The organism is Acanthopleuribacter pedis, from assembly GCF_017377855.1.
Classification (GTDB): Bacteria; Acidobacteriota; Holophagae; order Acanthopleuribacterales; family Acanthopleuribacteraceae; genus Acanthopleuribacter; species Acanthopleuribacter pedis.
This window is the reverse complement of record NZ_JAFREP010000029.1, coordinates 47,653-72,749: the sequence shown is the minus strand read 5'-3', so window position 1 is coordinate 72,749 and position 25,097 is coordinate 47,653. Positions and strand designations below refer to the sequence as shown.

Annotated in this window: 18 protein-coding genes, 1 CRISPR repeat array and 1 riboswitch; of the genes, 12 read left to right on the top strand and 6 right to left on the bottom strand. The window is 59.1% G+C overall.

All coding sequences use genetic code 11. The annotated features are described in order from the left end of the window. Positions 1-123 precede the first annotated feature (123 nt). From J3U88_RS25925 to J3U88_RS25905, 5 genes are all read left to right on the top strand, one after another. On the top strand, positions 124-3,105 hold the full coding sequence (locus J3U88_RS25925) for a hypothetical protein (protein ID WP_207861916.1): 2,982 nt from the start codon (positions 124-126) through the stop codon (positions 3,103-3,105). Positions 3,106-3,233: 128 nt separating this feature from the next. Further along, positions 3,234-3,566, top strand: coding sequence for a low molecular weight protein tyrosine phosphatase family protein (locus J3U88_RS25920; RefSeq protein WP_207861915.1), 333 nt, complete (start codon positions 3,234-3,236; stop codon positions 3,564-3,566). A gap of 1,527 nt (positions 3,567-5,093) precedes the next feature. After that, on the top strand, positions 5,094-5,396 hold the full coding sequence (locus J3U88_RS25915) for a DMT family transporter (RefSeq protein WP_207861914.1): 303 nt from the start codon (positions 5,094-5,096) through the stop codon (positions 5,394-5,396). After that, on the top strand, positions 5,393-5,587 hold the full coding sequence (locus J3U88_RS25910; protein WP_207861913.1) for a DMT family transporter: 195 nt from the start codon (positions 5,393-5,395) through the stop codon (positions 5,585-5,587). The genes J3U88_RS25915 and J3U88_RS25910 overlap by 4 nt, the downstream gene beginning before the upstream one ends. 13 nt (positions 5,588-5,600) lie before the next feature. Then, positions 5,601-6,002, top strand: coding sequence for an ACT domain-containing protein (locus J3U88_RS25905; protein ID WP_207861912.1), 402 nt, complete (start codon positions 5,601-5,603; stop codon positions 6,000-6,002). Here J3U88_RS25905 and J3U88_RS25900 read toward each other — a convergent pair. After that, the gene (locus J3U88_RS25900; RefSeq protein ID WP_207861911.1) at positions 5,999-8,269 is read right to left on the bottom strand and encodes a S9 family peptidase; all 2,271 of its coding nucleotides are present in this window, start codon (positions 8,267-8,269) and stop codon (positions 5,999-6,001) included. The two genes, J3U88_RS25905 and J3U88_RS25900, sit on opposite strands and share 4 nt — an antisense overlap. A gap of 309 nt (positions 8,270-8,578) precedes the next feature. Further along, a CRISPR array of direct repeats spans positions 8,579-9,523; the repeat unit is 37 nt; unit sequence GTCGCAACGGCCCTCGGGTCGTTGCGCGGATTGAAAG. A gap of 340 nt (positions 9,524-9,863) precedes the next feature. Here J3U88_RS25900 and J3U88_RS25895 point away from each other — a divergent pair. The 5 genes from J3U88_RS25895 to J3U88_RS25875 all read left to right on the top strand — a co-directional run bounded on the left by J3U88_RS25895 (position 9,864) and on the right by J3U88_RS25875 (position 14,608). Further along, positions 9,864-10,529, top strand: coding sequence for a vWA domain-containing protein (locus tag J3U88_RS25895; protein ID WP_207861910.1), 666 nt, complete (start codon positions 9,864-9,866; stop codon positions 10,527-10,529). A 13-nt stretch (positions 10,530-10,542) separates the two neighbouring features. Continuing rightward, positions 10,543-11,382, top strand: a complete 840-nt coding sequence (locus tag J3U88_RS25890) for a PP2C family serine/threonine-protein phosphatase (RefSeq protein WP_207861909.1) — start codon at positions 10,543-10,545, stop codon at positions 11,380-11,382. A 30-nt stretch (positions 11,383-11,412) separates the two neighbouring features. Further along, positions 11,413-12,852 (top strand): protein kinase domain-containing protein, encoded by a 1,440-nt coding sequence (locus tag J3U88_RS25885; protein WP_207861908.1) that lies wholly within the window; start codon positions 11,413-11,415, stop codon positions 12,850-12,852. A 12-nt stretch (positions 12,853-12,864) separates the two neighbouring features. After that, complete coding sequence (locus J3U88_RS25880) at positions 12,865-13,791, top strand: hypothetical protein (RefSeq protein WP_207861907.1); 927 nt, start codon at positions 12,865-12,867, stop codon at positions 13,789-13,791. Positions 13,792-13,963: 172 nt separating this feature from the next. Continuing rightward, complete coding sequence (locus tag J3U88_RS25875) at positions 13,964-14,608, top strand: tetratricopeptide repeat protein (RefSeq protein ID WP_207861906.1); 645 nt, start codon at positions 13,964-13,966, stop codon at positions 14,606-14,608. A gap of 77 nt (positions 14,609-14,685) precedes the next feature. Here J3U88_RS25875 and J3U88_RS25870 read toward each other — a convergent pair whose 3' ends face one another. From J3U88_RS25870 to J3U88_RS25850, 5 genes are all read right to left on the bottom strand, one after another. Further along, the gene (locus J3U88_RS25870) at positions 14,686-16,077 is read right to left on the bottom strand and encodes a DUF3526 domain-containing protein (RefSeq protein WP_207861905.1); all 1,392 of its coding nucleotides are present in this window, start codon (positions 16,075-16,077) and stop codon (positions 14,686-14,688) included. Then, entirely contained in the window at positions 16,074-17,468 is a 1,395-nt protein-coding gene (locus J3U88_RS25865) for a DUF3526 domain-containing protein (protein WP_207861904.1), read from the bottom strand. The genes J3U88_RS25870 and J3U88_RS25865 overlap by 4 nt, the downstream gene beginning before the upstream one ends. Positions 17,469-17,485: 17 nt before the next feature. Next, positions 17,486-19,474, bottom strand: coding sequence for a TonB-dependent receptor (locus tag J3U88_RS25860; protein WP_207861903.1), 1,989 nt, complete (start codon positions 19,472-19,474; stop codon positions 17,486-17,488). Next, on the bottom strand, positions 19,471-20,193 hold the full coding sequence (locus J3U88_RS25855) for an ABC transporter ATP-binding protein (RefSeq protein WP_207861902.1): 723 nt from the start codon (positions 20,191-20,193) through the stop codon (positions 19,471-19,473). Before J3U88_RS25855 ends, J3U88_RS25860 begins: the two co-directional genes overlap by 4 nt. 407 nt (positions 20,194-20,600) lie before the next feature. Next, a complete protein-coding gene (locus J3U88_RS25850) occupies positions 20,601-21,140 on the bottom strand; it encodes a hypothetical protein (RefSeq protein ID WP_207861901.1) in 540 nt (179 codons plus the stop codon). 437 nt (positions 21,141-21,577) lie between these two features. On the opposite strand from J3U88_RS25850, the gene J3U88_RS25845 reads away from it, so the two are divergent. Together J3U88_RS25845 and metE are read left to right on the top strand one after the other, a co-directional pair. Beyond that, the gene (locus J3U88_RS25845; RefSeq protein ID WP_207861900.1) at positions 21,578-22,078 is read left to right on the top strand and encodes a hypothetical protein; all 501 of its coding nucleotides are present in this window, start codon (positions 21,578-21,580) and stop codon (positions 22,076-22,078) included. A gap of 153 nt (positions 22,079-22,231) precedes the next feature. Beyond that, a riboswitch (cobalamin riboswitch) is annotated at positions 22,232-22,342 on the top strand. Positions 22,343-22,622: 280 nt separating this feature from the next. Beyond that, the gene (gene metE, locus J3U88_RS25840; RefSeq protein ID WP_207861899.1) at positions 22,623-24,905 is read left to right on the top strand and encodes a 5-methyltetrahydropteroyltriglutamate--homocysteine S-methyltransferase; all 2,283 of its coding nucleotides are present in this window, start codon (positions 22,623-22,625) and stop codon (positions 24,903-24,905) included. Positions 24,906-25,097: the final 192 nt, after the last annotated feature.

Sequence of the window (25,097 nt, the reverse complement as noted above, 5' to 3'; positions counted from 1 at the left end):
CTTTTCACAGGGAAACAACCACCTCACTCCCGAGTTGTGCTATTTCCTCACAACCCAATCTATCGCGACCTTGTGCCCTTGGTGACCGAACCACCCGCCGCAACGCGCCTGGAGTTCCCCCCCATGAAATTCACACCAACCCTCGTTCTGTTTTTGTTGACCGCCACCCTCTTCGCCGCACCCACCGCCCGCATTTTGGCGCCCATCGATTACCGCGACCTCGCCGTCGGCGACAGCCTGCTCCTGCGCGGCGAAGTCACGGACAGCAACAACGAAGGTTCCTGGCTGATCCAAAAATTGGGCGACGAGGATGCCCCGCCGGTTACCCTCCCCGGCAATCTCCCCGGCCGCTACCGCTTCCAAGAACAAGGTCTTTACCAAGTCACCTTTCAGGTGAACGACAACGGCGCCCTGTCGCCGCGCGACGTAGCCAACAGCCGCCTGATCGGTGTCGCCGCCGAGGATCTCAACTTCGAACCCACCCTCGAATACACCGGCCAACGCCGCCTGACCGTCGCCAACGGCAGCGAACGAGAATTCACCGTCGTCAGCGACGATTTCGAAAACAGTTTTCCCGAGGATTACCCCGGGAACCAGGTCTTTGTTTACTGGTTCGTCGACGGCACGCTCGCCGCCACCGGCGAATCCTTCAGCCTGCCCCTCGAATTTAGCGCCGATCAGTTCCGCCGCGGCGTGCGCAAGGTCAACCTCGACGTGTACGCCGCCGACAGCGAAGGCAAAGCCTCGCTCGACCGCCACCGCATCGAAGTGTTTGTGTACCAAGACGCCGCCCCGCCCGTCCCCGGCTTCAACGGCACGGAACCCAACGAAACCGTCTACCTGCCCGTCGGCACCCGCACCACGCTGGTCCCCTCCCTCGGCAACGCGGGCAACACGGCTTGGACCCATGCCTGGCGCGCGGTCCACCTCCAATCGGGCGAGGTCCTGATGGAGAGCAGCGAGGCCCAACCGCCCGCGCTTAACTTCACCGAAACCGGCGTGGTCAAAGTCAGCTACGACGTCGCCGCCGTGGACCGCGGCGCCGTCGAACCCCACACCGTTTGGTACTACATCTACGATCCCGACGCACGGCCCACCGTCAAAATCACCGAACCCAGCACCGACGCCCTGCGCTTCGAGGCCGGCGGGGCCATCAACATCACCAACGAAACCGGCATCCGCCTCAAGGGATTTGTCTACGATCCCAACCGCTTTTTCCCCACCGAACCGGGCCAAAACTTTCGCCCCGTTGCCGCCGGCATCCGCTGGCAGTTCATTTTGCCAGGCGGTTCGACCTTTACCCTCGACGGCGTGACCCAAAACGCGAGCTGGGTGCTGGACGAGATCGGTACCTGGCAGCTGTCGATGTCCGCCGTTAACAGCCTCGGCCAAGAGAGCTTGAACGTGGATCGCATGGAAATTGAGGTTGCCGCCGCCGGGACCCTGAACGAAGCCGAACCCAACAACACCCGCGAGCAGGCCACCGACACCCGTTTCGGCAGCTTCGCCGGGCTGAGCCTCAGCGCCGAGGACCCCGTCGATTGGTTCGCCTTCGACCTGGAAGAAGCCGGCGAGAACCTGCTGATCAACCTCGACCTGCGCCGCGCCGAGGGCCGCGTCCAGGTGGAGGTGTTCCAAGGCGAACGCTCGGTCCACACGGAAACCCTGGCGGGCGGCCTGTTCCACCCCTTTTCTTTTGTCAGCGCCGACCCCGGCCGTTATTTCCTCAAAGCGTCCCTGGTGGACGCGGACTCGGCAGGCAAAAACGGACTCTCCTTCGGCTTGGCCGTTTCCGTGGCCGTGCCGCGGCTCAGCTTCCCCAAAATCCGCGAGGACGCGACCCACACCAGCGAACTCTCGCTCGTGAATCCCACCAATGGACCCGCCCGACTCAGCCTCGAGGCACGCAACCCCAACGGCGAAATCCTGCAAATCATTGCGCTTGATCTCGACGCCAAGGGCCGCCTGCGCCGCGGCGTCACCGAACTCTTCCCCGCCGCCGAACCCTACGACATCGCCTGGGTGCGGGTTTTGGCCGACCGCGCCGTCACCGGTTCCTTCAGCATCCTTAGCCGCGACGGGCGCAGCGCCGCCGCCGAACCCGCCCAATCCGGTTTGCTCCATGAGTTGGTCATGCCCCATGTCGCGGCCGACACCGCCACCTGGTTTACCGAGGTCGCGCTCGTCAACAACAGCACCGACACCATCGAACCCCACCTCAACACACCGAGCAACGCCTTCACCCTCGACGTCGACCGTCCCTACCGGGGCGATACGCTGAACTTTAACGACCTTTACGCCGGCAACATCCCCGCCTCCGACGGCTGGGGTCTGTTCAGCGAACAAAACAACCTGCCCGCGCTCGCCGGGGTCGAACTCTTCGGCTTCCACGACGCGACCCAAACGGCGGCGCTCAACCTGGCCTCGACCCGCGCCAAAAACCCCAACTTCATCTACACCCGCAACGACCTGGTCTTTCCCCACGTGGCCGCGGACACCGTCCAGTTTTGGACCGGCCTTGCCTACGTCAACACCGACGACAGCCCGACCGACATCCGGCTCAAGGCCTACGACACGGCGGGCAACCTGCTGACGGAAGAAAGCGCAACCCTGGCCGCGGGCGAAAAACGACTGGGCCTGGCCCACCAATTGTTCGACAGCCTCGACGTTTCGGCCCCCATCGGCTGGATTAAGCTGGAAACCACCGGCCAGGTCCAGGGCTACGAGCTTTTCGGCAGCAACCGCCCGGACCGCCGTCGATTGGCCGGGCTGGCCGCGGTCGCGGGCGGCGCCAAGGCGGTGACCTTCCCCGACATCCTCAGCAACGCGGAAGCCTGGACCGGCCTGGCGGTGGTCAACCTGGCCGAATCGGCGACAGCCACCCTCACCTACACGGCCCACGCGGCGGACGGCACGGTCCTCGCCACCCGCGAACAAATCCTGGCCCCGCGCGCCAAACAAACCACCTTGGTCGCCACCTTATTCGGCAGCGAAACGGCCCAATCCATCGCCTGGATCAGCCTGAACTCGGACCAACCGCTGGCGAGTTTCCAACTGCGCGGCGACCTGGCGGGCCACACCATGACCGGCATGACGGCACGCTAGATTTCGAGAAGCGCCCCGCACCACGAAGCAAGGCCGGCCGGAACAAACAGTTTTGGTTTTGGCGAGCCGGCGCATAAAGCGTCCCCCGCGGGATAAAGTACGACTTAAAATGGCCATGGAGGTATGGCGTGACCAACCTTTTGTTTATCTGTAGTCGCAACCAATGGCGCAGTCCGACCGCCGAGCAAATCTGGCGCAAGGACCCGAATGTCTCGGTGCGAAGCGCGGGGACCAGTCCCAAGGCACGCAGAACCGTCAGCGCGGCCGATATCCGCTGGGCCGACCTAATTTTGGTCATGGAAGGAAAACACCGGAACCGCATCAAGGCGTCGTTTTCGGCGCTGTTGGACCACACCCCGATCCACGTGCTACACATCCCCGACGAATACCGCTACATGGACCCGGAACTCATCGAGATCCTAGAAAGCGCGGTCAGCCGCATTCTCGAAAAAGAAAGCTGATCCGCCGAAGCGCGAAAAGCGGCCCCACCCACCCCAAGCAGCAAAAACCACCGCGACCAAAATGGAACACCGGCTTTGGTTCCACCACCCTAAGCAACATCTACCGCTACGACCCACATGGGACTTCATCCGGGTTCCCACCTGAACCAAACGCCGGCTACCGCCTTGACCCAAATGGGGCGTCGACTTTGGTCCCCCCTTCCCCAACAAACATCTACCGCGGCAACACAAACGAGACACCGACTTTGCTCCCACCTTCCCCAAAAAACATCTACCGCCACGTCACAAATGGGACGTCGACTTTGCCCCCACCTACCCCAACCAACATCTACCGCCACGACCAAAATGGGACGCCGGCACGCAAACCGTTGGCACGGCAACGCCGTGCTGGATTTCAGCCCAGGGAAGGGACCCGGCGCGAAGCAGACGGGCCCCTTCCCTGGGTCAGGTCAAGAGAAATCGAGGTACATTGAAGATGTACCACAACCCTTCCCTATACCGCCCGAACCCTGGAACAAACCCGCATCAACCACGCACGAGCCCGTTCCCCCACCATCGTTAACCAACATCTAACGCCACGACCAAAATGGGACGCCGGCGCGCAAACCGTTGGCACGGCAACGCCGTGCTGGATTTCAGCCCAGGGAAGGGACCCGACGCGAAGCAGACGGGTCCCTTCCCTGGGTCAGGTCAAGAGAAAACGAGGTACATTGAAGATGTACCGCAACCCCTCCCTAAACCGCCCCAACCCTGGAACAAACCCGCATCAACCACGCACAAACCCGTTCTAACCAACATCTACCGCCACGTCACAAATGGGACGTCGACTTTGCCCCACCTTCCCCAACCAACATCTACCGCCACGACCCGCATGGGACGCCGGCACGCAAACCGTTGGCACGGCAACGCCGTGCTGGATTTCAGCCCAGGGAAGGGACCCGGCGCGAAGCAGACGGGTCCCTTCCCTGGGTCAGGTCAAGAGAAAACGAGGTACATTGAAGATGTACCGCAACCCCTCCCTAAACCGCCCCAACCCTGGAACAAACCCGCATCAACCACGCACAAACCCGTTCTAACCAACATCTACCGCCACGTCACAAATGGGACGTCGACTTTGCCCCACCTTCCCCAACCAACATCTAACGCCACGACCCGCATGGGACGCCGGCACGCAAACCGTTGGCACGGCAACGCCGTGCTGGATTTCAGCCCAGGGAAGGGACCCGGCGCGAAGCAGGCGGGGCCCTTCCCTGGGTCAGGGCCCGAAAAATCGAGGTACATTGAAGATGTACCACAACCCCTCCCTAAACCGCCCGAACCCTGGAACAAACCCGCATCAACCACACCCTTCCGATCAGCACCCTCCAACCGGGAAAACCCCAAATCCACATTGACCCACCCGAGGAAACAGGGTACCGTGGGGCCGACCACCCAAAGGTGGTCCCACACAACCGCAATACCCGAAGTGAGGACGACCTTACCGCTCAATTCAATTGGGGACGGCCCCAAGCATTGAAGGAGCGATCTATGGCGTGGTTTTTTCTGTTTCTCGCCGGTGTGTTCGAAACGAGTTGGCTGGTGTGCATCGACCGTTCGGCCTCCCTGACCAAGGGCGGCTACGTGGTGCTTGCCGTGCTTTCGATGGTGTTAACCCGCATTTCTCACAAGGCGTTCTGCTGCGAAGCTGAAACCCGTGCGATTACTTCGCTTACTCGGTCGAGCCGCCTTCGCCGTAGCGCTGCTACGCCTATGCCGTCTCTCGGTCGTAAGCTTCGTACTCACACGGGTTTCAGCTTCTCGCGACGAATCCTTGTGAGAAATGCGGGTTGAGTTTGTTTTTATTCGCACTTTCGGCCCGAACCATTCCCACCCAAATCGCTTACATGGTTTGGCTGGCCGTCGGGGTCGGCGGCGTCACCACCATCCAAATGCTGTTTGAACGCCAACCGGTCACCCCGTTCCAAATCGTCTGTTTGCTGTTCATTTTTATCGGTGTCGCCGGCCTGAAGAGCCAGGCTTGATGGAGGAGAAACCATGTCGGGAGAAACCAACCTCGAAACCTTGATCCGCACCATGAAACCGGCGCTGGATCCCAACGAATATGTGTTCGCTTGCCTGCCCGCGCGGGATTGGGCCGCCGCGACGGACTTGAAACCGCTGAGCCTGTTCCAAGAGGAAGAGGGTTTGACCCTGATCATCGCCAAGCAGGAAGCCGACCGGCACGGGATCGATTACGCCGGCGTATTTGGGCGCATTACCTTAACCGTTCACTCCAGCCTGGAAGCGGTCGGGCTGACCGCCGCGGTCGCCGCGCAACTGACGCGCGCCGGCATCAGCGCCAATGTGGTCGCGGCCTATTACCACGACCACATCTTTGTCCCGCGCGATGCCGCCGAACGCGCGCTGCGGGCGTTGGTCGAGCTAACCCAAACTTAACGCGCCGCGTCGGGCCGCATCGTTTGGGTGGGGCCCAACGCGGGTCCTTGCAGGTGGCGCACAAACCATTCCATGCGTTTGCGGATGAAGTAGGGGTGGTCTTCCAAGTAATGGTCGCGGTTGGGAAGCAACAACAGTTCGAAATCTTTGTCGTGTTCGATCAGGGCCGCCGCCAACCGCAAACTCGCCGAGGGGTTAACGTTGTTGTCCATGTCACCGTGGACCAGCAACAGGCGGCCCTGGAGTTTGTCGGCGTGGGTCATGTTGGATTGTTCGCGGTAGTGGTCGCCGTCGCGCCCCATCCACAGCTCGGGCCACCAAATCTTGGCCATGCGGTGGTCGTGGTTGCCCGCCGAGGAAACGCCGACCTTGTAGAATTCGGGATGCATCAACATCGCCCGCACCGTGTCGTAACCGCCCGCCGAGTGACCGTAGATGCCGACCCGGTCCAGATCCATCCACGGCCGTGTTTTCGCCAACTGCCGCAGCGCGCCGATGTGGTCGGGCGCGCCCACGTCGCCTAGGTTGCGGTAGGAGACATTTTGGAAGGCCTTGCCGCGGCGGGCGGTACCCAGGCCGTCGATGTTGACCACCACAAAACCCAGCGAGGCGATTCCGGTTTCGCTTCGGCGCAGCAAACGGCGAAACCCCTTGGGGGTGTTCACCGCGTGCGGGCCGGAATAGCTGGCGTCAATCACCGGGTAACGGCGCGCGGGGTCGAAATCGGCGGGCAGGTAGATCACGCCGTACAGGTCGGTTTTGCCGTCGCGCGCTTTGACCACAAAAGGTTCGGGATGGCGCCAGCCCGCCTCGAGCAGCGGTTGGATATCTGAAGCGGCCAATTCTTGGATCACCGAGCCGTCGGCGGTGCGGCGCAGCACATAACGCGGCGCACGGTTAACCAGCGATTGTTCATCGATGAAAAAGCCGCCCTTGGGTGAGAATTGAAACTGGTGGTGGCTTTTTTCCGGGGTGAGCAGACGAATGGCGCCGTCGGCCAGATTGAGACGGTAGAGACGGCGCAGGTAGGGATCCTCGCCGGGTTCGCGGCCGTTGGCGGAGAACACCAACCAACCGGCTTCTTCGTCGACGTGCGCAACGGATTCAACCATCCAAGCGCCTTGGGTCAGGCGGCGTTTGACCTTGCCGGTTGCCGCATCGAGCAGGAAAAGATGATGCCACCCGTCGGCCTCGCTTGACCAAATGATTTCGTTGCGCTCGGCGAGGACGCGGAACTGGTGGTGCATCGGATCGACAAAAGTTTCCGACGTTTCGGTGCGTAGGACGCGGCTTTCACCGGTGGCGGCGTCGATTTGGATCAGTTCCACCGCGCGGAAGGCGCGATGCCACCGCGGCCACCACAGGGTTTTGCCGTCGGCCGACCATTGCGGCAGCGACCATTGCGGGTAGGCGTCGGTGGGCGGCAGGCTGACCGGCAGGTGTTTTTGGGTGTTGAGGTCAAACAGGTGCAGGCTGTAGGCCGCGACTTTTTCGTCGACGGGTAAGGCGCGTTCGTAGGTCCAGACCTTGGGCCGGAACCCCTGGTCAGCGGCGGCTTGGAACAGGGTCAGGCTGCCCGCGTTGCGGCGGTCGATGCGAAAGGTGGCGAATTGGTTTTGGTCCGGCGACCAGACCAAGGAGACGCCGTCGGGTTTGGCGCCTGTTTTGGGTTCCCCGGTGATCTCGTGTTGGGCGTACCAGGAGGGTTCCCAGCCGTAGGCGTGGCGCGGTTCGCCGTCGTGGGTGAGTGGGAAGGCTTGCTGGTTTTTGAGGTCAAAGGCGCGCAGGTTGCCGTTGTCGGGCAGGATCGACCAGCGGCCGTTGTCACTGGTGCTCGCTTTCCTGGCCGCGGGGAGGTCGCTGAGGGTCGCGGTTGCCGGATGCCAACGGCGGCGACCGTCACAGGCGTTGAATTCGAGGGTTTGGTGTTCGGCAACCCAGCGAACGGAACGGAGCGGTAAATCCTCGGGCGCGGGGGCTTCGCCACAGACATCGGCGAGGGCGGCGGCGAGAGCGGCGTGATCGAACAGGGGTTTGGCTTGGCCGGAGGGCAGCGCGACCCAGCGGTAAGTCGATTGGCCAAAGTGTTGATCGAGGTACCAAAACCCGCGTTCGGCGGGGTCCCAGTGGGCCCGCATGGCGACGCCGGCCACTTTGTCGCGGACGGCGGGCAGGCTGAGGGCCCGGGCGCGATCGAAGTCGGGCGCCTCTATTTGCCAGGCCGCTGCAAAACTCAACCAAACCCAAAGCACCGAGGAAACCACCATGGTCCCGCCTCCTAAAAGAAAACGATTTCGTCGCCAACTAATATATCAACAAAATACACAGGCCGTCATCAGCTTTCCAAATCGGGAAGAAACAAAATGGAGTTAGAACGGGAAATAAGCGCCAAAGGTGGTCCGCGGACCTAAAGCGAACATAAAAACCCGGGACATCGGCGGATTTTGTAACCCAAATATTTAAAGCCAGTTACAGAAGATCAGCGAAAATTCGCAAGAAAATAAAGGCGACAAAAACAGACATCTGCGAAATCGCCCCCTGAACACACTGGGAATAAGTATGTTAAAACGGCTGCAGTCGCAACGGCCCTCGGGTCGTTGCGCGGATGGAAAGGCGGGTTAAGATATCATCTTTAGATACCGCCACGTCGCAACGGCCCTCGGGTCGTTGCGCGGATGGAAAGTTTCTCTACCCCACCGTGGATAACCCATAAGCAGTCGCAACGGCCCTCGGGTCGTTGCGCGGATGGAAAGACACCATCCCAAGCTTTTGCGCTACGAGAACAAGTCGCAATGGCCCTCGGGTCGTTGCGCGGATGGAAAGCTCAAGGGAGCAACCTCCCTGGCCAAATATGCCGTCGCAATGGCCCTCGGGTCGTTGCGCGGATGGAAAGCTCAAGGGAGCAACCTCCCTGGCCAAATATGACGTCGCAATGGCCCTCGGGTCGTTGCGCGGATGGAAAGCCCCAACAACCACCTCACCCTTAGCCTGGCGGGTCGCAATGGCCCTCGGGTCGTTGCGCGGATGGAAAGTTAAACATGTAGACTCCCGCGTGGTCTGATGCCGTCGCAATGGCCCTCGGGTCGTTGCGCGGATTGAAAGAACGCCGCCATGACCGGAACGGCGACCGCATCGTCGCAACGGCCCTCGGGTCGTTGCGCGGATTGAAAGGCAGCTTGGGCTTGACCTCACCGCGTCCGTGGAGTCGCAACGGCCCTCGGGTCGTTGCGCGGATTGAAAGTTGGCGCGGATAAGTTGGCGTTGCTCTCTCATGTCGCAACGGCCCTCGGGTCGTTGCGCGGATTGAAAGTCAAGGGCGAGAGCCTCCTGAGCCGCGCCAATTGTCGCAACGGCCCTCGGGTCGTTGCGCGGATTGAAAGTCCAAGCTCGAAAGTTTGTGGTCATGTTAACCCGTCGCAACGGCCCTCGGGTCGTTGCGCGGATTGAAAGCGCAATCGTAGCTCGCGGGCAATGTGAAGCAAGTGCCGCAACGGCCCTCGGGTTGTTGTGCGAATGGAGAGACTTAACCCGAATCCGTGCCCGTCTTCGCGCGGTCACAACAGCCATCGGGTTGTGACCCGTATCGAACAACAGCCGAAAATCATTCTTTATCAAAGTACTCGGCCCAAACAGCGGACCCACCCACGAAACCCACATTTCGCTTCAATGCGCCGATGTTCCCCTTCAGGCCACACGGGGCGCTCTACCCTATGCACCTGATTTTATTTAGATTGCAAAATCTCACACACGAAAAAGAATAAAAAAACCACACCAGGTGAGCCGAAACCCGCGGCGTTTACGAAATACAAAGTAGGCGAACACCACTTTTATCTTATTTCCTTAAACGGGAGGTTTCCCTCAATGAGCCATTTTCTGGAAGAAGTCGACCTGGTACGCAATCCTGAGCCACGCATCCCCTGTGTGTTGCTGCTGGATACATCCGGTTCCATGATTGAAGACGACAACATTCACGCGCTAAATGAAGGCGTACAACACATGATCGACGACATCAAGGCCGATTCCTTGACGCGCAAACGCGTTGAATTGGCGATTGTCACTTTTGGCGGCCGCGCCATCGTGCGCCACGATTTCCAAGATGTGGTCGATTTGACCTTCACCCCTTTTCAAGCAACCGGCGGCACGCCGATGGGTGAAGCCATCACCACCGGCTTGCGCCTTCTCGAAAACCGCAAACAAGAGTACAAAAAGCACAACGTGAACTATTTCCGCCCGATTATGTGGCTTATGACCGATGGTTTGGCCACGGACGACATTCAGGGTCCCGCGAGAAAGGTGGCGCGCACCGTGCAAGAAGCAGGCTTGAATATGTTCTGCGTCGGTGTTGAAGGCGCTGATTTTGATCAGCTTAAAACAATCAGCCCCAGCCCCATGCGCCTCAAAGACAGTAAGTTCACGGACATGTTTATGTGGCTTTCAAACAGCATGAAAGCCATTTCTGAATCTCAACCCGGCCAAAAAGTAGCCATGCCGCCGGGCCACGATGTCTGGGGTGAGATACAGGCCTAACAAGGGAGCCGTTATGACCCGTAAACCCCAACCAGATGAGGTTTCCCCAACCAACCACAACCAAAAGCCACCGTCCCGCGCCGTGATCGCGGGCCGGGTTCGCGGTGCCGGTCATGAACGCACCGGTCAGCCTTGTCAGGACTTTTACTTCTACCAATGGGACAGGGACTGGGCCGTCGCGTGCTTGGCCGACGGCGCCGGCTCCGCGCGTTTCGCCCATATCGGCGCCCGTCGCGCCGTGTTCGCGGCCGGAACCCTTGCGGTCAACGCCCTGCGTCGCGGCACCACGGATCTTACCCAATGCACCAAAGACGCCTTGGCCGCCGCCCGCCTTGCCCTGGAGCAACAACCGGCGCCGATTAGCGATTATGCCTGTACCCTTCTTTTGGTCGTGCAACAGGGAGACCGCCTTGCAACCGCTCAAATCGGTGACGGTTGGATTGTCTTATTGCGCGGCCAAAGTAGCAAAGCGGCGCACCTACCGAGCCGCGGGCAGTACGTCAACCAAACCAACTTTTTAACGCAAACAACATGGTGTTCCCATGTTCAATATCAAAACCACGAACAGCTTCCGGCGCTTAACGGGTTTGCCCTGCTTTCGGACGGTTTAGAACGCGCAACCATTTCACTCCAGGATGCAACACCCAGCCACACCTTTTTTAACGGCCTTTACGGCTGGCTCACCAAAGCCGAAACAACCCCAAAACAAGCCAAAAAGGCGTTGTTGACCTTTTTGAACAGCGACCGTGTGCGGGAAACCAGTGACGATGACAAATCCATGGTTCTGATCACGCGTTGCCATTCTGGAGAAGCAACCGAACCTATTCCCTCCAAGCTGGTGCAGCCTTGCTAACCCATGCCAACCCCGCCATGAGAGCCGCCGATGAACGCTAATTTTGTAACCCCACGCGGCAAAAAATTTCGCCTAGGCCAAAAGCTGGGAAGCGGAAAAGAAGCCATCATTTATGAGGTCGTCGGCACGCCCCACAAAGTCGCCAAAATTTACCAGCAAGGAACGACACCGAACCGAGACAAAATCGAAGCCATGGTGCGCATGGGTACCCCTCATCCCGCCATTGCCTGGCCGGAAGACTTGCTGCTTGATGCGTCAGGCGATTTGGCCGGTTTCACCATGAGACGGATTGAGAAAGCCGACGAACTCCACGATTTTTTTAATCCATTACGGGGAAGCAATCCAAATTTGCACCGCGCCTGGCACGTCGCCTACCAAATTGCCGAGATTATGAGCGCCTGCCATCAGCACAATCTGGTCATCGGCGACGTCAATGCACGCAACATCTTGGTAACCCCGTCCGATACCGTCGCATGGGTCGACGCCGACAGTTTTCAAGTGCCGTCGGGGCGAAAAATACACTACTGCGAGGTCTGTGTTCCCTGCTACCTCGCTCCCGAACTGATCGGGGCCGACTTCAAAACAACTGAGCGACCCATTCATGTGGACACCTTCGCGCTCGCCGTGCTCGTTGCCCAAATCCTGCTGTTGGGGTGCCATCCCTTCGCGGGCGGCGATGCAGGCCCCCCGAAGGAAAAAATTGAGGACGGCACCCCGTGGCTGTGGGGCGCCATCGGCGGACCGACCAAAGCACCAAAACCCCAACCCGTGGTTGGGGACGACGTTTTGGCTGCTTTTGATCGCGCTTTTGGCACCGGCTTACGTCAGCCGGACCAACGCCCCGCCGCCATGGCTTGGTGCCAATTACTACGCACCGGACTCAATAACCTCGTCCCCTGTCCACGCCACAACCAACACTACCACCTGGGCAAGGGTCCCTGTTATTGGTGTCAGACGTCGCCCAATGCTTTTGGTCCGCCGACGAACCGGCGCGCAAAAACCGCCCGACCTCCCATGCCGCCACCCGCTACCGCCGTGCCACAACAACCCCTCACCTGGCGAAAACCGGTTTCCCTAGCGCCTTATCTGGGATTCGCGATGCTGGTTCTCGCGGGATTCGCACTGTTTGGAACAGGTGTAATGTCGCCGCCGGAAACGCGCGGACCGAAAACCCAACAAGCCCTGACCTTCGGCCGCCAAATCATGAAAGCGGACGGCCTGCTGACAGGGAAAGGCGGCGCCACCACTTTTGCCATGCTGACCATTACACCGCTCAACGGTGCTGCAGCCGGTCGTTTTCAAGTGAAGTTAGAAACGGCCGACGAAACCCTGTCCGCCACGGCAGAGATCGACGAGACAGACCAGAAGCTAACAATTGATCAATGCTGCCAATTCCGGCTCCTATCGGCAAACGGCAAAACCCTATTTGAGGTTCAGGGAATCTATCGGGGAACACTGGAGCAATACTAAAAGGAGGTTTGGTTGAAATTTGTTATTTTTATTGTATTTCTAATTCTTGCATTTATCACCTACGGTGCATGTAATGGGGGACAAAATGCCCGGAACGAAGCCGACCTCCTGAAGGAAGAAGTCGTCCAATTACGGAAGCAGCTCTCACATCAACGCACCTTTATTCATAAAAAAGATCAACAGCTTTCAGAAATCATTGAGGGGTTACACCAAATAAGTATCGACCATCAAAAGGCCTTGGTTTTTCATAATAACGAATCTTATTCTCGAACCACAAAGCAAGAGCAGGTTCGCCAAATGCTTGATCAACTCGCCACACGGGTTAAACATATAAAAGAAAGGGAAGCCAAACTTGCGGAAGGAACCAACGCTTTTGAACAAACCCGCCTGCAGTTCCGTCAACTCTTAGAAACCAAAGAAAAAGAAATAAACAGTCTTCGTCAAAAAATCAAATCGCAAAATGAGAAGATCAACAAACTCGAAAGCCATCTAGAGGTAGCAAAAGACGAAAATGACCGTCTCACGGTCACCTTAGAAAATCAATATGCCGACATGGAAGAAAAACAAAAAGAAATTGATCTGCTCGAAAACACCATGGGCTGCTACCTGGCGGTGATTTCGCGGGACACATTCAAGCGCCTCAAAAAGTCCGGCGACCTTGAGCGCCGGCGCGTGGGCTTTAGCAGCGGCTATTGGCAACCTGCGCCCGGCTATTTAGCACAGGACCGCTTTTTGGAAGTTTTCCAGAAAGACGTCTGCGATGAAACGACCCTTGTGGTCAAATCCAATAAAAAACCGAAAATCCAGTCGGTTCACAAATCCATACCGTCCTTAGTTTGGCGCAAAGAATCCCACCATCGGTGGCGCCTGCAAGGCATCAAACGCGTGGCTTTTTGGCGGAACCAGCCGCACTTGATCATTGAAGTGACGCTTCCATGAGGGCGGCCTGGTTGCACCAAAGCGTTCCGGCGCGATTCAGCGAAGAGGTATGATGATGCGAGGCTCCTACAGACCTTCATTCACCACGGAACCCCCTTTTTCTACCGAGCGAATCAAAGGTTCTATACTGTTCTGCGTTCTCCTGTTTTGCGCAAACCTACTGGGAACAAGTTTGCTGGGCGTCTTCTTTTTTTCCATAAAGTTCCAAAACATTGTCGATATATTTGGGATCACGCTATGTTGTTCAACCGGAGCCTACCTCGGCTTTTTGTTGGGTGAATCGTCCAGGCATTTTTTCAAGGACTTCGTTCTTCGCGACAAGCTCGTTCCGCTTGTGTACTTTAAACTCCGTTTGAAGTTCGGCTTTCACCTCTTCTCATCATTCGTTATTGCCTGCTCACTCTTTTTCTTGATCAATTTGATGACACGCGGTCTGAAGCTCCCTTTTGATGTGAATCCAACCCATCATGCAGGCGTAACCTTGGTTGCCAACAATCAATCCGCACCCATCGCCTTTGCCAAACAAGAAAACCGCCCCATGGAAACCACTGTTTCAAGCGCAAAATCGCCCGATGATGCGGGGCCCTCGGTAGTAGCACCCCAGGAGGAGTTAATCGCCTATCTGGAAGGTTTGAACATCGATGAGGTACGTCGAAACGCCAAGGCGGGCGACCCCGAAGCCCAATACGCTTTAGGGATGATGAACCAATTGGGTGTCCATAAAAGGCGCTCAGCTTTTTATGCCCGCAAATGGCTCAGAAAAGCGGCGCGACAGGGCCACCAGCAGGCCGGTGAAGCGCTAAACCGGCGAAAATAACAGGCACGCGCCACCACTGGAAATCGGCCTGGCGCTTCACAATGAATGCCGATCAGGCCAACCGCTCGCCGCGCCTTTTAGGCGCCGACGCTTGCGTCTCGCTGAATGCCCAACTTTGGCAGCGTCCGCGCGCGGCGGGCGCGCAGGTGCTGGAGCGTGCCGACCAGGCCCGCCACCAGGATCAGGCCGGCCAGGTAGCCGAGGGTTCCCGTGGTTGGGGCGTCGTCGGGCTGGAAGGCGAAGGCCGGAATGCGGTTGATGTCATCCGGGGCGAAGGGTTTATCGTTGAACAGGTAGGGAAACCAAAAGGCCTGTTTTTCACGGTGCCACGCGACCAGTTCTCGCAAATAGGCGACCTGATCGCGCGCGCTGGTGTCGGCGAGGTCCTCCAAGGCGCCCTGCAAGACCAAGGTCGGTGAGAGCAGACGCCACGGCGAACCGGTATGTTCGCGGGCGGCGGTATAGGCTTCGAAGAGGTGGTTGACCTTGTCGTCACTCGCTTTTTGCATGGCGTAGTACCATTTCCAATTGAAGCGGCCCACCAAGGGGCTGGTTTCGGCCCATTGCGGGTAGGTCGCAAGAAAGGCGTCAAAATCGGCCTGTTTGTCGCGATCCCAACTGTCGTTCATGTCCTGCCGTTGCAACACCAACATTTCAACGCCCTGGTTGAAGTGTTCGGTTTCCAGCTTGCTCATGGTATGCAGCGCGGGCACCAACCACACGCTGAGCACCCAGACTGCCACATACACCAAAATGCTCTGGTGCGCGTTGCGACCCAATTGCAGCACCAGCGCGGCGACGCAAAACCAAAAGGCCTGATACAAAACCAACAACAGCCACACAACACCGAGCCGCGTTTCCCAAGGCAAGGCAGCCACAAACGCGGCCGCGACGAGCAGCGCGCTGTTAAGCAAAAGCACCGAGCCGAAACGAATCAAAAGGCGGCGCAAAACCAAACCGACCGGGTCGGTCAGCGCCTGCAACATCGACCAGCGACCCCGGCGCCGGTCATCGGCGACAAAGGTCACACTGATTAAGCCGATCAACAAAGGCAACAAGTACGCCCATACAAAACCCAGGTCCAAATCGCCGATGACGGCAAGTTCCGGGTTGCGGATGGGGCCGCCGTGAATTTGGCCGTGCACGGCCAACAGCCGCACCCGCTGTTGGGTCAGGTGCGACGCGCGTTCTCCGCCGAACAAGGCGGACCACGGCGAGGGCGCGAACACGGCGGGCAGGAACAGGTAGTAACCGGCGGAACCCGGCCCTTGTGCCACGACCTTGTGCCGCCACGCCGCCTGCTCGGCGGCCATCCGCGTTTTCAGGGCCTCGCCCGCGACGTCGTCACCTTGAAAACGCGCGTAGCCGACACCCACCGCCAACATCATCATCACCAAATAAGCCGCGCCCAACCAGCGCACCGCGCGGTTCTTCAGCAGCAAGCGTGTTTCCAGCCACCACAGTTTCATCGCAGCACCTCCTTGCGCCGGAACCCCGCCAACATCAACGCGGCCAACACCAGCCACACCAGGCCGCCGGCAAGGAAGCGCGCATCCGGGGTTTGCGGGGGCGGCGGTTGGTAATCGAACAACGCCATGTCACGCCAATGCCGCGCCGATACTTTTTGGCCGCGGTCGTTTTCCCGTTTGATTTCATGCCCGTGCAGGTGGTTGAGTTTCTGAATCAACGCGAAACGAAAAGCCTCGGCCGCCGCCTCAAAGTGAGCCGAACCGCCGCGGTCGGTGCCGGCGACGGTTTGGCAAATCTGACGCACGGCCAAAACCGGCGACACCCAGCTAAACCAACCCAAGCACCGGTCTTGCCCTTCGAACTGCGCCGTGATGCGGCCGAAATGTTCCTGGAACAATTCGCTGGTAATCCGTTCGCCTTCGACCATCACCAAGCCGTTCCAGTTCACCGGCAAGGCGTCGATGCTGTCCACGCCGTAACGGGCCAGGGTTTGTGCGCGGAAGTCGGAAAAATAGGGGTCGTTCGGGTTGTGGGCGTCGCCAACGGCGTGGACGGCCTCGGCAAGCGCTGTCTCGAAGGTGGCCCGGTCCGGGGTTGGGTATTGGAAGCGGGCCACCTCACCGGCGAGCCGCGGCACCAGCACCACCAACAGCAACCACAGGGCCAACAGCCGATACAGGCTTTGGTTGCTGTCGCGCGAATGGAAGGAAACAAACAGAATCAAAACAATCCAGCCGCCATTGTAGCCTCCGAGCACGGTCAACTGTGCCGCGAGCCCCGTTAGGGCGGCCCCGTCCAATTGGCCGTGAAAACCCAACCAAAACGCGCCGGTCAGGCCCACCGCGGCGAGCACCGCCAGGGTGTAGCCCGCGAAAACCGCCGCCTTGCCAAGCGCCAAACGCCAGGCCGACACGCCCATGCTCGCCAACCAGAACAAGCGCCCGCTCTCCCATTCGTGACTAAACGCGCTGTAACCCAGAACGATCAGGAGCAGTGGCCAAAAGGTTAACAACAGGCCGACCGGCGAGGGGAACCCAAGCTTGAGGGTGGCCGGTGCAACCGCCGCCGCGCGAATCGAACTGCTGTTTTGGCGGTGCGCTTCCAGAAACAGGTAGTTGCCCACATGGGCGGTGACGCCCGGCGCCATGAAACTCAGCGCGGGCTGGGGCCGCACCACCACGTGGCCGTAGTGGGCCACGCGGTGGGGATGGCGGTCCGGCTGGGACGCCCAAAGTTCATCGCTGGTTTGTTGCCAATGGGCCTGGGCCTCGGCGAGGGCACGGTGTTGGATACCGTGGACCACCACCGTGGCGATGAGCATCATCCCGACCAAGGCCACCAGCGCGAGCGGGAGCTTGTTCCGACGGTGCCGTGTCCATTCACGGCGCATGATTTCAAGCACCATTGCTAAAAATCAAACGCCAGCGAGAGGCCGCCGCTGAAGCCGTCACCCGGGGAGTGAATGGTGGCGCCGCCGTCCATGCTGAAGTCGTAGACGTATTCGTAGTATTCGTCGGTGATGTTGTGGAGGTGCAGCTTGATGGTGCCCCACCCCGCCGCATAATCCGCTGAAGCGTTCAGCAGGGTGAAGCCACCGTAGGAACCGCCCAGGTTGGCTTCGTTCACCTGGTAATCGCCTTGGGCGTCCAAGTGCAAGCGCATGTTGAGACTTTCTCCCGCGCGCACCTGAAAACCCAGGGACGCGGTGTAGTCGGGGATACTGCGCAGTTCGTTGCCTTCAAAGGCGGCGTCGGCGTCGGAGGTTTTCACAATCTCGGAATCGATGGTGGTGTAACTGCCCCAGAAGGAAACCGCGCGACTCAGGCGACCGTTGAGGGCCAGGTCAAAGCCGTTCCGCTCGGTTTCGCCGACGTTGCGCGCGGTGCCGTCAACCACCACGAATTCGTCGGTGGCGGTTTGGTTCCAATGGGACAGGCGCAGGGTGAATTGTTGCCCTTGACGCCACTGTCCGCCCAGCTCGTAACCGTCGTTGAGGGACACATCACGGGCGCCGCGGTCCCCCGCGGTGTAAGCCGACGATCCGAAGGGATGTTGAAAACCACGCCCCATGTTCACGAACAGGTTGACCTGCTCGGTGGCCGCGTACACCAGGTTCAGCTTGGGTTGGACGATGGTGCCAAAGTCGTACATGTCGCGCCCTTCCCCGCTGTTTTGGTTGCTAAAATCGCCGTCGAGTTGATCGGCGCGCAGGGCAAGGTTCCAGCGCAGGCGGGCATTGGGTTCATGGGACAGTTTGAGGTACATCCCGGTCGCGTTAAAGTCGTACTGAAAATCGCGAATCACCCGGTTCGCGTCGCGCACCCGCTCCTGGCCGACGGTACCGAAACGCTGCTCCACATTGTCCTGGCGCTCATGGTCGAAACCCCAGTCGAGCGTGACCCGTTCGTTGAGCGCCCAGTTCAGGGTAGCGCGCATGCCGAAATGGGTTTGATCGTCGTAGCGGTTTTGCAAGGAACCGGCCTCGCTGAAACGCACCCACCGCTCGCGCTCAAAGGTCTGGCCGTAGGCCTTCAACGACCAAAGTACTTCCTTGCGCGGCGCTTTTGACCAGTGCACGCTCAGGTGGTTGGTCGCTTTATCACCACCGTCTTGGTTGGCGAACACGGCGCTGGAACGCGGGTTGGCGCGGGCCGTCTCGCGATCCAAATAACCGGGGGCGTCGCCGTCGTAGCGACCATGGCGCGCCAAAATACGCAACGAGGCAGTGTCGTCCAATGCCCAGGTCCAACTGCCCGACACCGCCGTTTTTTCCAGATCCGTGTGATCGCGGTAGCCGTCGCTGGTGCGGTAACCAAAGGCGTAGTTTTGTTTCAGCGCGCCATGGGTCAGGCCCAGGTAACCCTGAACCTCGCCGGTGTTAAAGCTACCGGCGCTTACTTCTAATTCGCGCGCATCGTCCTGACGGGTCAGCGCCTCGTAGTTGCCCGCCGTGTTGAACAAACCGTAGCGCGGATCGCTGGTCCCTTTGAACACCGCAATCGATTCAATGTTGAGGGGAAACAATTGATCCAGTTCGTTGTAACCGTTGTGCAGGTTGACCGGGATCCCGTCAATCAGCAGCTTGGCGTGGGGTGAACTGCCGTCACCGGCAAAACCGCGAATGGCCACATCGGTGTTGATCAAACCTTGGTTGTAGCGGGACAGGTACACGCCCGGAACCTTGTTAAAGAGTTCCAAGGTATCGTCGACGCGCTCAGAGGTAATTTCTTCTTGGCCGACAACATCCACCGAACCAACGCGACCCGCGTCGGTGGTGGTTTCTTTGTTGCCGATGACCACGATGGTCTCCAGCTCGGTTTCTTGTCCGAGGCAAGCGGCGGCAAACAGGCCCGCCAAACAGAAACGAATAAGCGTGTGAGAAAAAGAAGGCTTCATGCTGACTCCTGTTGATCGAGAACCGATTGAAAATAAAGGTGTTCGAGGTCATCGAGCGATAGTTGACGATTTTCCCGTTCAGCCACCAGCACGCCTGCTTGCAAAATACCGATGTGGTCGGCAAGCAAGTGCGCGCACTGCAAATCGTGGGTCACCATCACCACGTGGGCACCGCCTTGTTTGAGATCGGCGATCAGGGCGACAAATTCTTTGATGGCGGCGGGATCAAGGCCACTGGTCGGTTCATCCAGCAGCAGCAACTTCGCATCCTTGAGCCGGGCCAAGGCTATGGCCACCTTTTGGCGCATCCCCTTGGAGTAGGCGCCCACGGGTTGGCCGTGGGCGACGCGGGGCAGACCAACCGCGTCGAGCGCTTCACGAATGGCCATCGCCGTCGACGGTTTATTCGCCAGACGGGTCAGGTAATCGAGGTTCTCCAACGCGGAAAATTCGGGGTACAGACTCACCTGATCGGGCAGGTAAAAAAGGTGATCGCGTGCCACGGCGCGGTCGCGCCACAGGTCCCAATCCAAAAAAGAAAGCGTGCCTTGATCCGGCCGCAAGAACCCGAGCAGCAAGTTGACGGTGGTGCTTTTACCGGCGCCATTGCCGCCGAGCAAACAATAAGCTTGGCCGGCACGCACGCTAAAAGTGAGTCGGTCGACCGCGGTTTGGTTGCCAAAACGCTTGCTGACTTGATGAACACGGAGCAGGGACATGGATGGACCTCCAGGCGGATCGGGAGCGGCACAAGGCGATCACGAAAATGAAACAAGGCGATCCGGTGATTACAAGGCACTAGTTCTTTTCGCGTTACCTGCATCCAAACAAAGACCGGTCATCCTTGAATGAAACCATCGATAACCCTATATCATTATCATCAGCACCACAAGTCAATATTGATAACAAAATCTCACAATCAAAGCATTCAGACCGCACCCGAACACGGTCCCAAAATGCAAAAAGCCCACACGAATCGTGTGGGCGAGAGTGCCTTGTTGCTTCACCCATACTCAAAAGGGTGAAACGCGTGGCGGCGAAAAGGATTGTCTGGAAAAACGGTTTAAGGACGGGCGTCTGCTGGGAGACGGCCCACCACCCGCTTGGAACCGGGACGAGCGCCGTTTTACTTAGGGTTGTAAGGCAGCGATGAGTGGTGCAGGTTGATGCGGAGTTTGCCGTCTTTGCCGCGCACGTAACCGAAGCTGTACTCAACCTTGGTTTCTTTGCCGTCGGGACCGGTGAAGTAGTAGTTACCCATGGCGGTCGCGGTGTTGCCGTGGGTGAAGATGCCGTTGTTTTCCCAGCGAACCTTGGTCCAGCCTTTGATGGCGAAACCGCCGTCCTCCGTGCCTTTGGTCCCGATGAAGTAGGACAGTGCTTCTTCGAAGGTCTCGCGGAATTGATCTTCGGCGGCGAGGGTGGGTTTGAACATGACGTCGGTGTGGCCGTAGGCGTAGAGGGTATCAATGTGCTTTTTGGCGCGGGCTTTGTAGTCGCCGCCTTTTTTGTGCTCGGCCGAGATGGCGACGATGCCGTTGCCCCATTCAACCTGAGCCGCCTTAACATCGGCCTCGGTTACTTTTTCACCGGCAAAAGCCAGGCCGGCGACGACCAGCAAGGCGGCGATAACGAATTTGGGGGCGGCTTTCATCTGCTTCAACATGAAGGAAACTCCTTAGAAGATGTCTCTATTCAGACCTCTGGTGGACCTTGCCGCGACGGGCAGGGTTTCGATGAGCGAATGCTATTCTTGACGGAAGCGCACGTCAAGCCGGCCCGCGAAACACCGGTTCTATCGGCCGCAAAAACCACGGGGCACGCGTTGCGCCCGTCCATGAAAACGCCGTTCATTACATAATTAATATGGGCGGAGGGACATCCTTTGGCCCGTAAAGCCGGCAAAGCGGGAATCAAGCGGGAAACAACCCCGCATCCGCGCCAAATTGGGAACAGGATATCAAGTTGTCCAGGATAATGGAGCGGCTTTTAAGGTTCCATCAGACAGCATTTTTTCGCGCTAAGATACGGTGCTTGTTTTTCCCGGCGCATCGAATTCGCTCAAGGCGCCGCGACCATCTGTAACCCAACAAGGAAATTTTAATGAAGCTATTAAGCACTGTCTGTTTGATGACCCTCTCGCTTTCCGCCTTGGCCGGAAGCGGCCAAGCCTATCTCAACCATTTTTACTCAGCCACCCATAGCGCCCGAACCGCCAATCAGGTCGACGGCGTCATCTACATCACCAACATTTCCAGCGACCCCGTCATTGTCACGGTCACCCTTTACAACGATCAAGGCGTCATCATCAGCGATGGCGACGACCTGGCCGCCGCGGGCAAGCTCAAAGCCACCAACGCCGCAAATTACAGCGACAGTTCCGCCTATTTCTCTATGAAATTCACCTTGGCCCCCAACGCGACATCGCAGGTTTGGGTCGACAACCCGTCGACAGCCATTGACTACGGGCATGGTCTCATTTCGTGGTGGAACGAAGGGCCCGAGCCCGAAACCGCGTTAATCGCCCACGGGGTCATGTACCGTTCTTACAGCGGCAATGTCGGCTACTACAGTGTCCAGGTCAACGAAGGCAAACCGTTCTAAGTTCTGCTTTTCTTTGAGGAATCTCAAACAAAACACCGTCGCAGCGCGGCGTCGCCAAAAAACCAGGATCGGCGGCCCGCGCTTCGTACCGGCAAACAAAGCCGGCAATGCACCACGCCCGGCGCTATAATCAGCCTGAATTGGTCAGGAAACGGAAGACGGTGAAAATCCGTCGCGGACGCGCCGCTGTAACCGGCAAAGCCTTTTGTGGACCACCTTGCAAGCGAGCTTGGGAAGGGCCACATCCTCAATCCTGAAGGAAACGATCCATCGCGATCCAATCTCATCAACCTCCGGCTGCAACGCACCCTGTGAACCCGCATCAGCAATCACGGTTGTTCGCACCACTTGAGATGGGTTGCACCCGAATCGCTCCCTTCAGGTTAAAGGGCCGGAAGCCAGAAGACGTCCTGCACCAACGCCGAGCTGTCTCGCGATTTGGACACGACCTCGTTTAAACGATTCGCCCTCCCGCACCTCAGCGTGCGCTGTCCATCCGTGGGCGGCTCCGAATTTGTCCTTCGCGACACAAGGAGTCAGCCTTATGTTTTCCCACATCCTCGGGTTCCCCCGTATCGGCCGCAACCGCGAACTCAAGCAAGCCGTCGAACGTTTTCAACGCGGCAAAAGCGATCCGGCCGCCCTGCGCCAGGTCGCCGACGACCTCAAACAGCAACACTGGCAGGATCAAATTCACGCCGGTCTCAGCCTGATCACCACCGGTGATTTTGCGCTCTACGACCATGTGCTGGACACACTGTGCCTGCTCGGGCTGGTACCGAAACGCTTTGACCATCACAAGGGTCCCGTTCCCCCGGCGACCTATTTCCGCATGGCACGCGGTGACCGGGCCCGCAACATTCCGGCCATGGAAATGACCAAGTGGTTTGACACCAACTACCACTACATCGTGCCGGAACTCGGCGAACCGCCGCGACTCGATCTCCACCTAGAACCCATGCTCGCCGACATCAACGCCGTCAAGGCACTCGGCCACACCCCCAAACCGGTGTTGCTGGGGCCGGTCAGCTTGGTCCACCTGGCCAAGAAACTGAGCCCGCAACAGCGACAGAACCGGCTCGACGCCCTGACCGAGGCCTACCTCGCCATCCTCAAGGCCCTCGGCGACCTAGTCCCCTGGCTACAACTCGACGAACCGGTCCTGGCCCTCGATTTGGACGAGGCAACCCGTGAAACGGCCCGCGCGGTTTGGCGTAGGTTGAACCAAGCCGGAACAGGCCCGAACCTGTTGCTCGCCGGCTATTTCGCACCCTACGCGGACAACCGTAAAACCCTGCTTCAGGCCGATTTCGCGGGCATCCACCTCGACCTGGTGCGGGGCCGCGACGATCTGGATCCGATGCTTGCCGCCCTTCCCAGGGAGACCACCCTCTCGCTCGGCTTGGTCAACGGCCGCAACATCTGGAAAACCGACTTAAACGACGCGTTCCAAGTGGTCGACAACGTCGTCGCCCGCGTGGGTGAACAGCGCGTGATGGTCGCCTCCAGTTGTTCCCTACTCCACGCGCCCATTGATTTGACCGCCGAGACCGAACTCGACAAGGACCTGGTCGCGGGCATGGCCTTTGCCGTGCAAAAGTGCGCCGAGGTCGCTTTGCTTGCACACCCGGCTTCACCCGAACGCGACCGCATGGTTGCGAAAAACCAAGAGGACCTCACCCGTCGCCGCAAAGCCGGGCAGGTGGTCAATCCCGAAATACGCCGTCGCCTCGAGCAGGTCACGGAAACCGACCTGACCCGACACAGCCCCTTCCCCAAACGAAAACGGGCCCAAGCGGCAGGCCTCAATCTGCCGCTGCTGCCAACCACCACCATCGGTTCCTTCCCCCAAACCAAAAAAATCCGCGCCAAACGCCGCGCGTTCAAAGCGGGCAAATGCAGTGCCGGCGAATACCGCGCCTTCCTGGAGGAGGAAATCCGCGCAACCATCCAACGCCAGGAGGAACTTGGTCTGGATGTGTTGGTGCATGGGGAAAGCGAGCGCAACGACATGGTCGAATATTTCGGCGAACAACTGGACGGTTTCTGTTTCACCCAAAACGGTTGGGTCCAGAGTTACGGCAACCGCTGCGTCAAACCCCCGATCATTTTCGGCGACGTGGCACGCCCCAACCCGATGACCGTTGGCTGGATGAACTTCGCGCGAAGCTGCACCAACAAACCCATCAAGGCCATGCTAACGGGACCGGTGACCCTGCTGTGCTGGAGTTTTGTGCGGGAGGACCTTCCCCGCGAAACCGTCTGTCGCCAACTGGCGCTGGCGGTGCGCGACGAGGTGGCCGACTTGGAGCGCGCGGGATTCCCCATGATCCAAATCGACGAGGCGGCGCTCCGCGAGGGCATGCCGCTACGCCGCGTCGACCAAAACATCTACCTGGCCTGGGCGGTAGATGCCTTCCGTTTGGCCTCGGCGGGCGTCGCCGACCAAACCCAAATCCATACCCACATGTGCTACAGCGCATTTAACGAGATCATCGAATGGATCGCCAAGCTGGACGCGGACGTGATCAGCATCGAATGTTCACGCGGCGGCATGAAGCTGCTCAACGCCTTCGCCGACTTCGCCTACCCCAACGACGTGGGTCCGGGCGTCTACGACATCCACAGCCCACGCGTCCCGGACTTGGCCGAAATCGTGCGGCTCTTGCAGGCGGCGCTGCAGCACATCCCGGCGGAACAACTGTGGGTCAACCCGGACTGCGGCCTAAAAACGCGAAACTGGGACGAGTGCACCCCGGCGCTGGAACAAATGGTCCAAGCCGCCCGCCAGGTGCGCTTGCACCTAAGCGCCCACCCGGTGGCGTAAAGCCAAGCAGGCTTAGCCCTCGCAAAGCATCGCCCCCAAACGAACCAAACCAAGACCCCCAACCGTCGAGCGTTGCCCAAAAAGCAACGCTCGATGTTTCAACCTCAATCGGGGCTTGGACCGAAGAAGCGCGATCACGCGATGTGATTCACCGAACCCCGCTCAAAAAAGGCTGGCAAGAATCTTCACCAC

What these genes read in the sequence shown, in the direction of transcription:
- J3U88_RS25895 (WP_207861910.1), top strand. Translation starts at nt 9,864, where the DNA reads ATGAGCCATTTTCTGGAAGAAGTCGACCTGGTACGCAATCCTGAGCCA.
- J3U88_RS25900 (WP_207861911.1), bottom strand. Translation starts at nt 8,269, where the DNA reads ATGGTGGTTTCCTCGGTGCTTTGGGTTTGGTTGAGTTTTGCAGCGGCC.
- J3U88_RS25845 (WP_207861900.1), top strand. Translation starts at nt 21,578, where the DNA reads ATGAAGCTATTAAGCACTGTCTGTTTGATGACCCTCTCGCTTTCCGCC.
- J3U88_RS25860 (WP_207861903.1), bottom strand. Translation starts at nt 19,474, where the DNA reads ATGAAGCCTTCTTTTTCTCACACGCTTATTCGTTTCTGTTTGGCGGGC.
- J3U88_RS25870 (WP_207861905.1), bottom strand. Translation starts at nt 16,077, where the DNA reads ATGAAACTGTGGTGGCTGGAAACACGCTTGCTGCTGAAGAACCGCGCG.
- J3U88_RS25865 (WP_207861904.1), bottom strand. Translation starts at nt 17,468, where the DNA reads ATGCGCCGTGAATGGACACGGCACCGTCGGAACAAGCTCCCGCTCGCG.
- J3U88_RS25890 (WP_207861909.1), top strand. Translation starts at nt 10,543, where the DNA reads ATGACCCGTAAACCCCAACCAGATGAGGTTTCCCCAACCAACCACAAC.
- J3U88_RS25925 (WP_207861916.1), top strand. Translation starts at nt 124, where the DNA reads ATGAAATTCACACCAACCCTCGTTCTGTTTTTGTTGACCGCCACCCTC.
- J3U88_RS25905 (WP_207861912.1), top strand. Translation starts at nt 5,601, where the DNA reads ATGTCGGGAGAAACCAACCTCGAAACCTTGATCCGCACCATGAAACCG.
- metE (WP_207861899.1), top strand. Translation starts at nt 22,623, where the DNA reads ATGTTTTCCCACATCCTCGGGTTCCCCCGTATCGGCCGCAACCGCGAA.
- J3U88_RS25850 (WP_207861901.1), bottom strand. Translation starts at nt 21,140, where the DNA reads ATGTTGAAGCAGATGAAAGCCGCCCCCAAATTCGTTATCGCCGCCTTG.
- J3U88_RS25915 (WP_207861914.1), top strand. Translation starts at nt 5,094, where the DNA reads ATGGCGTGGTTTTTTCTGTTTCTCGCCGGTGTGTTCGAAACGAGTTGG.
- J3U88_RS25885 (WP_207861908.1), top strand. Translation starts at nt 11,413, where the DNA reads ATGAACGCTAATTTTGTAACCCCACGCGGCAAAAAATTTCGCCTAGGC.
- J3U88_RS25855 (WP_207861902.1), bottom strand. Translation starts at nt 20,193, where the DNA reads ATGTCCCTGCTCCGTGTTCATCAAGTCAGCAAGCGTTTTGGCAACCAA.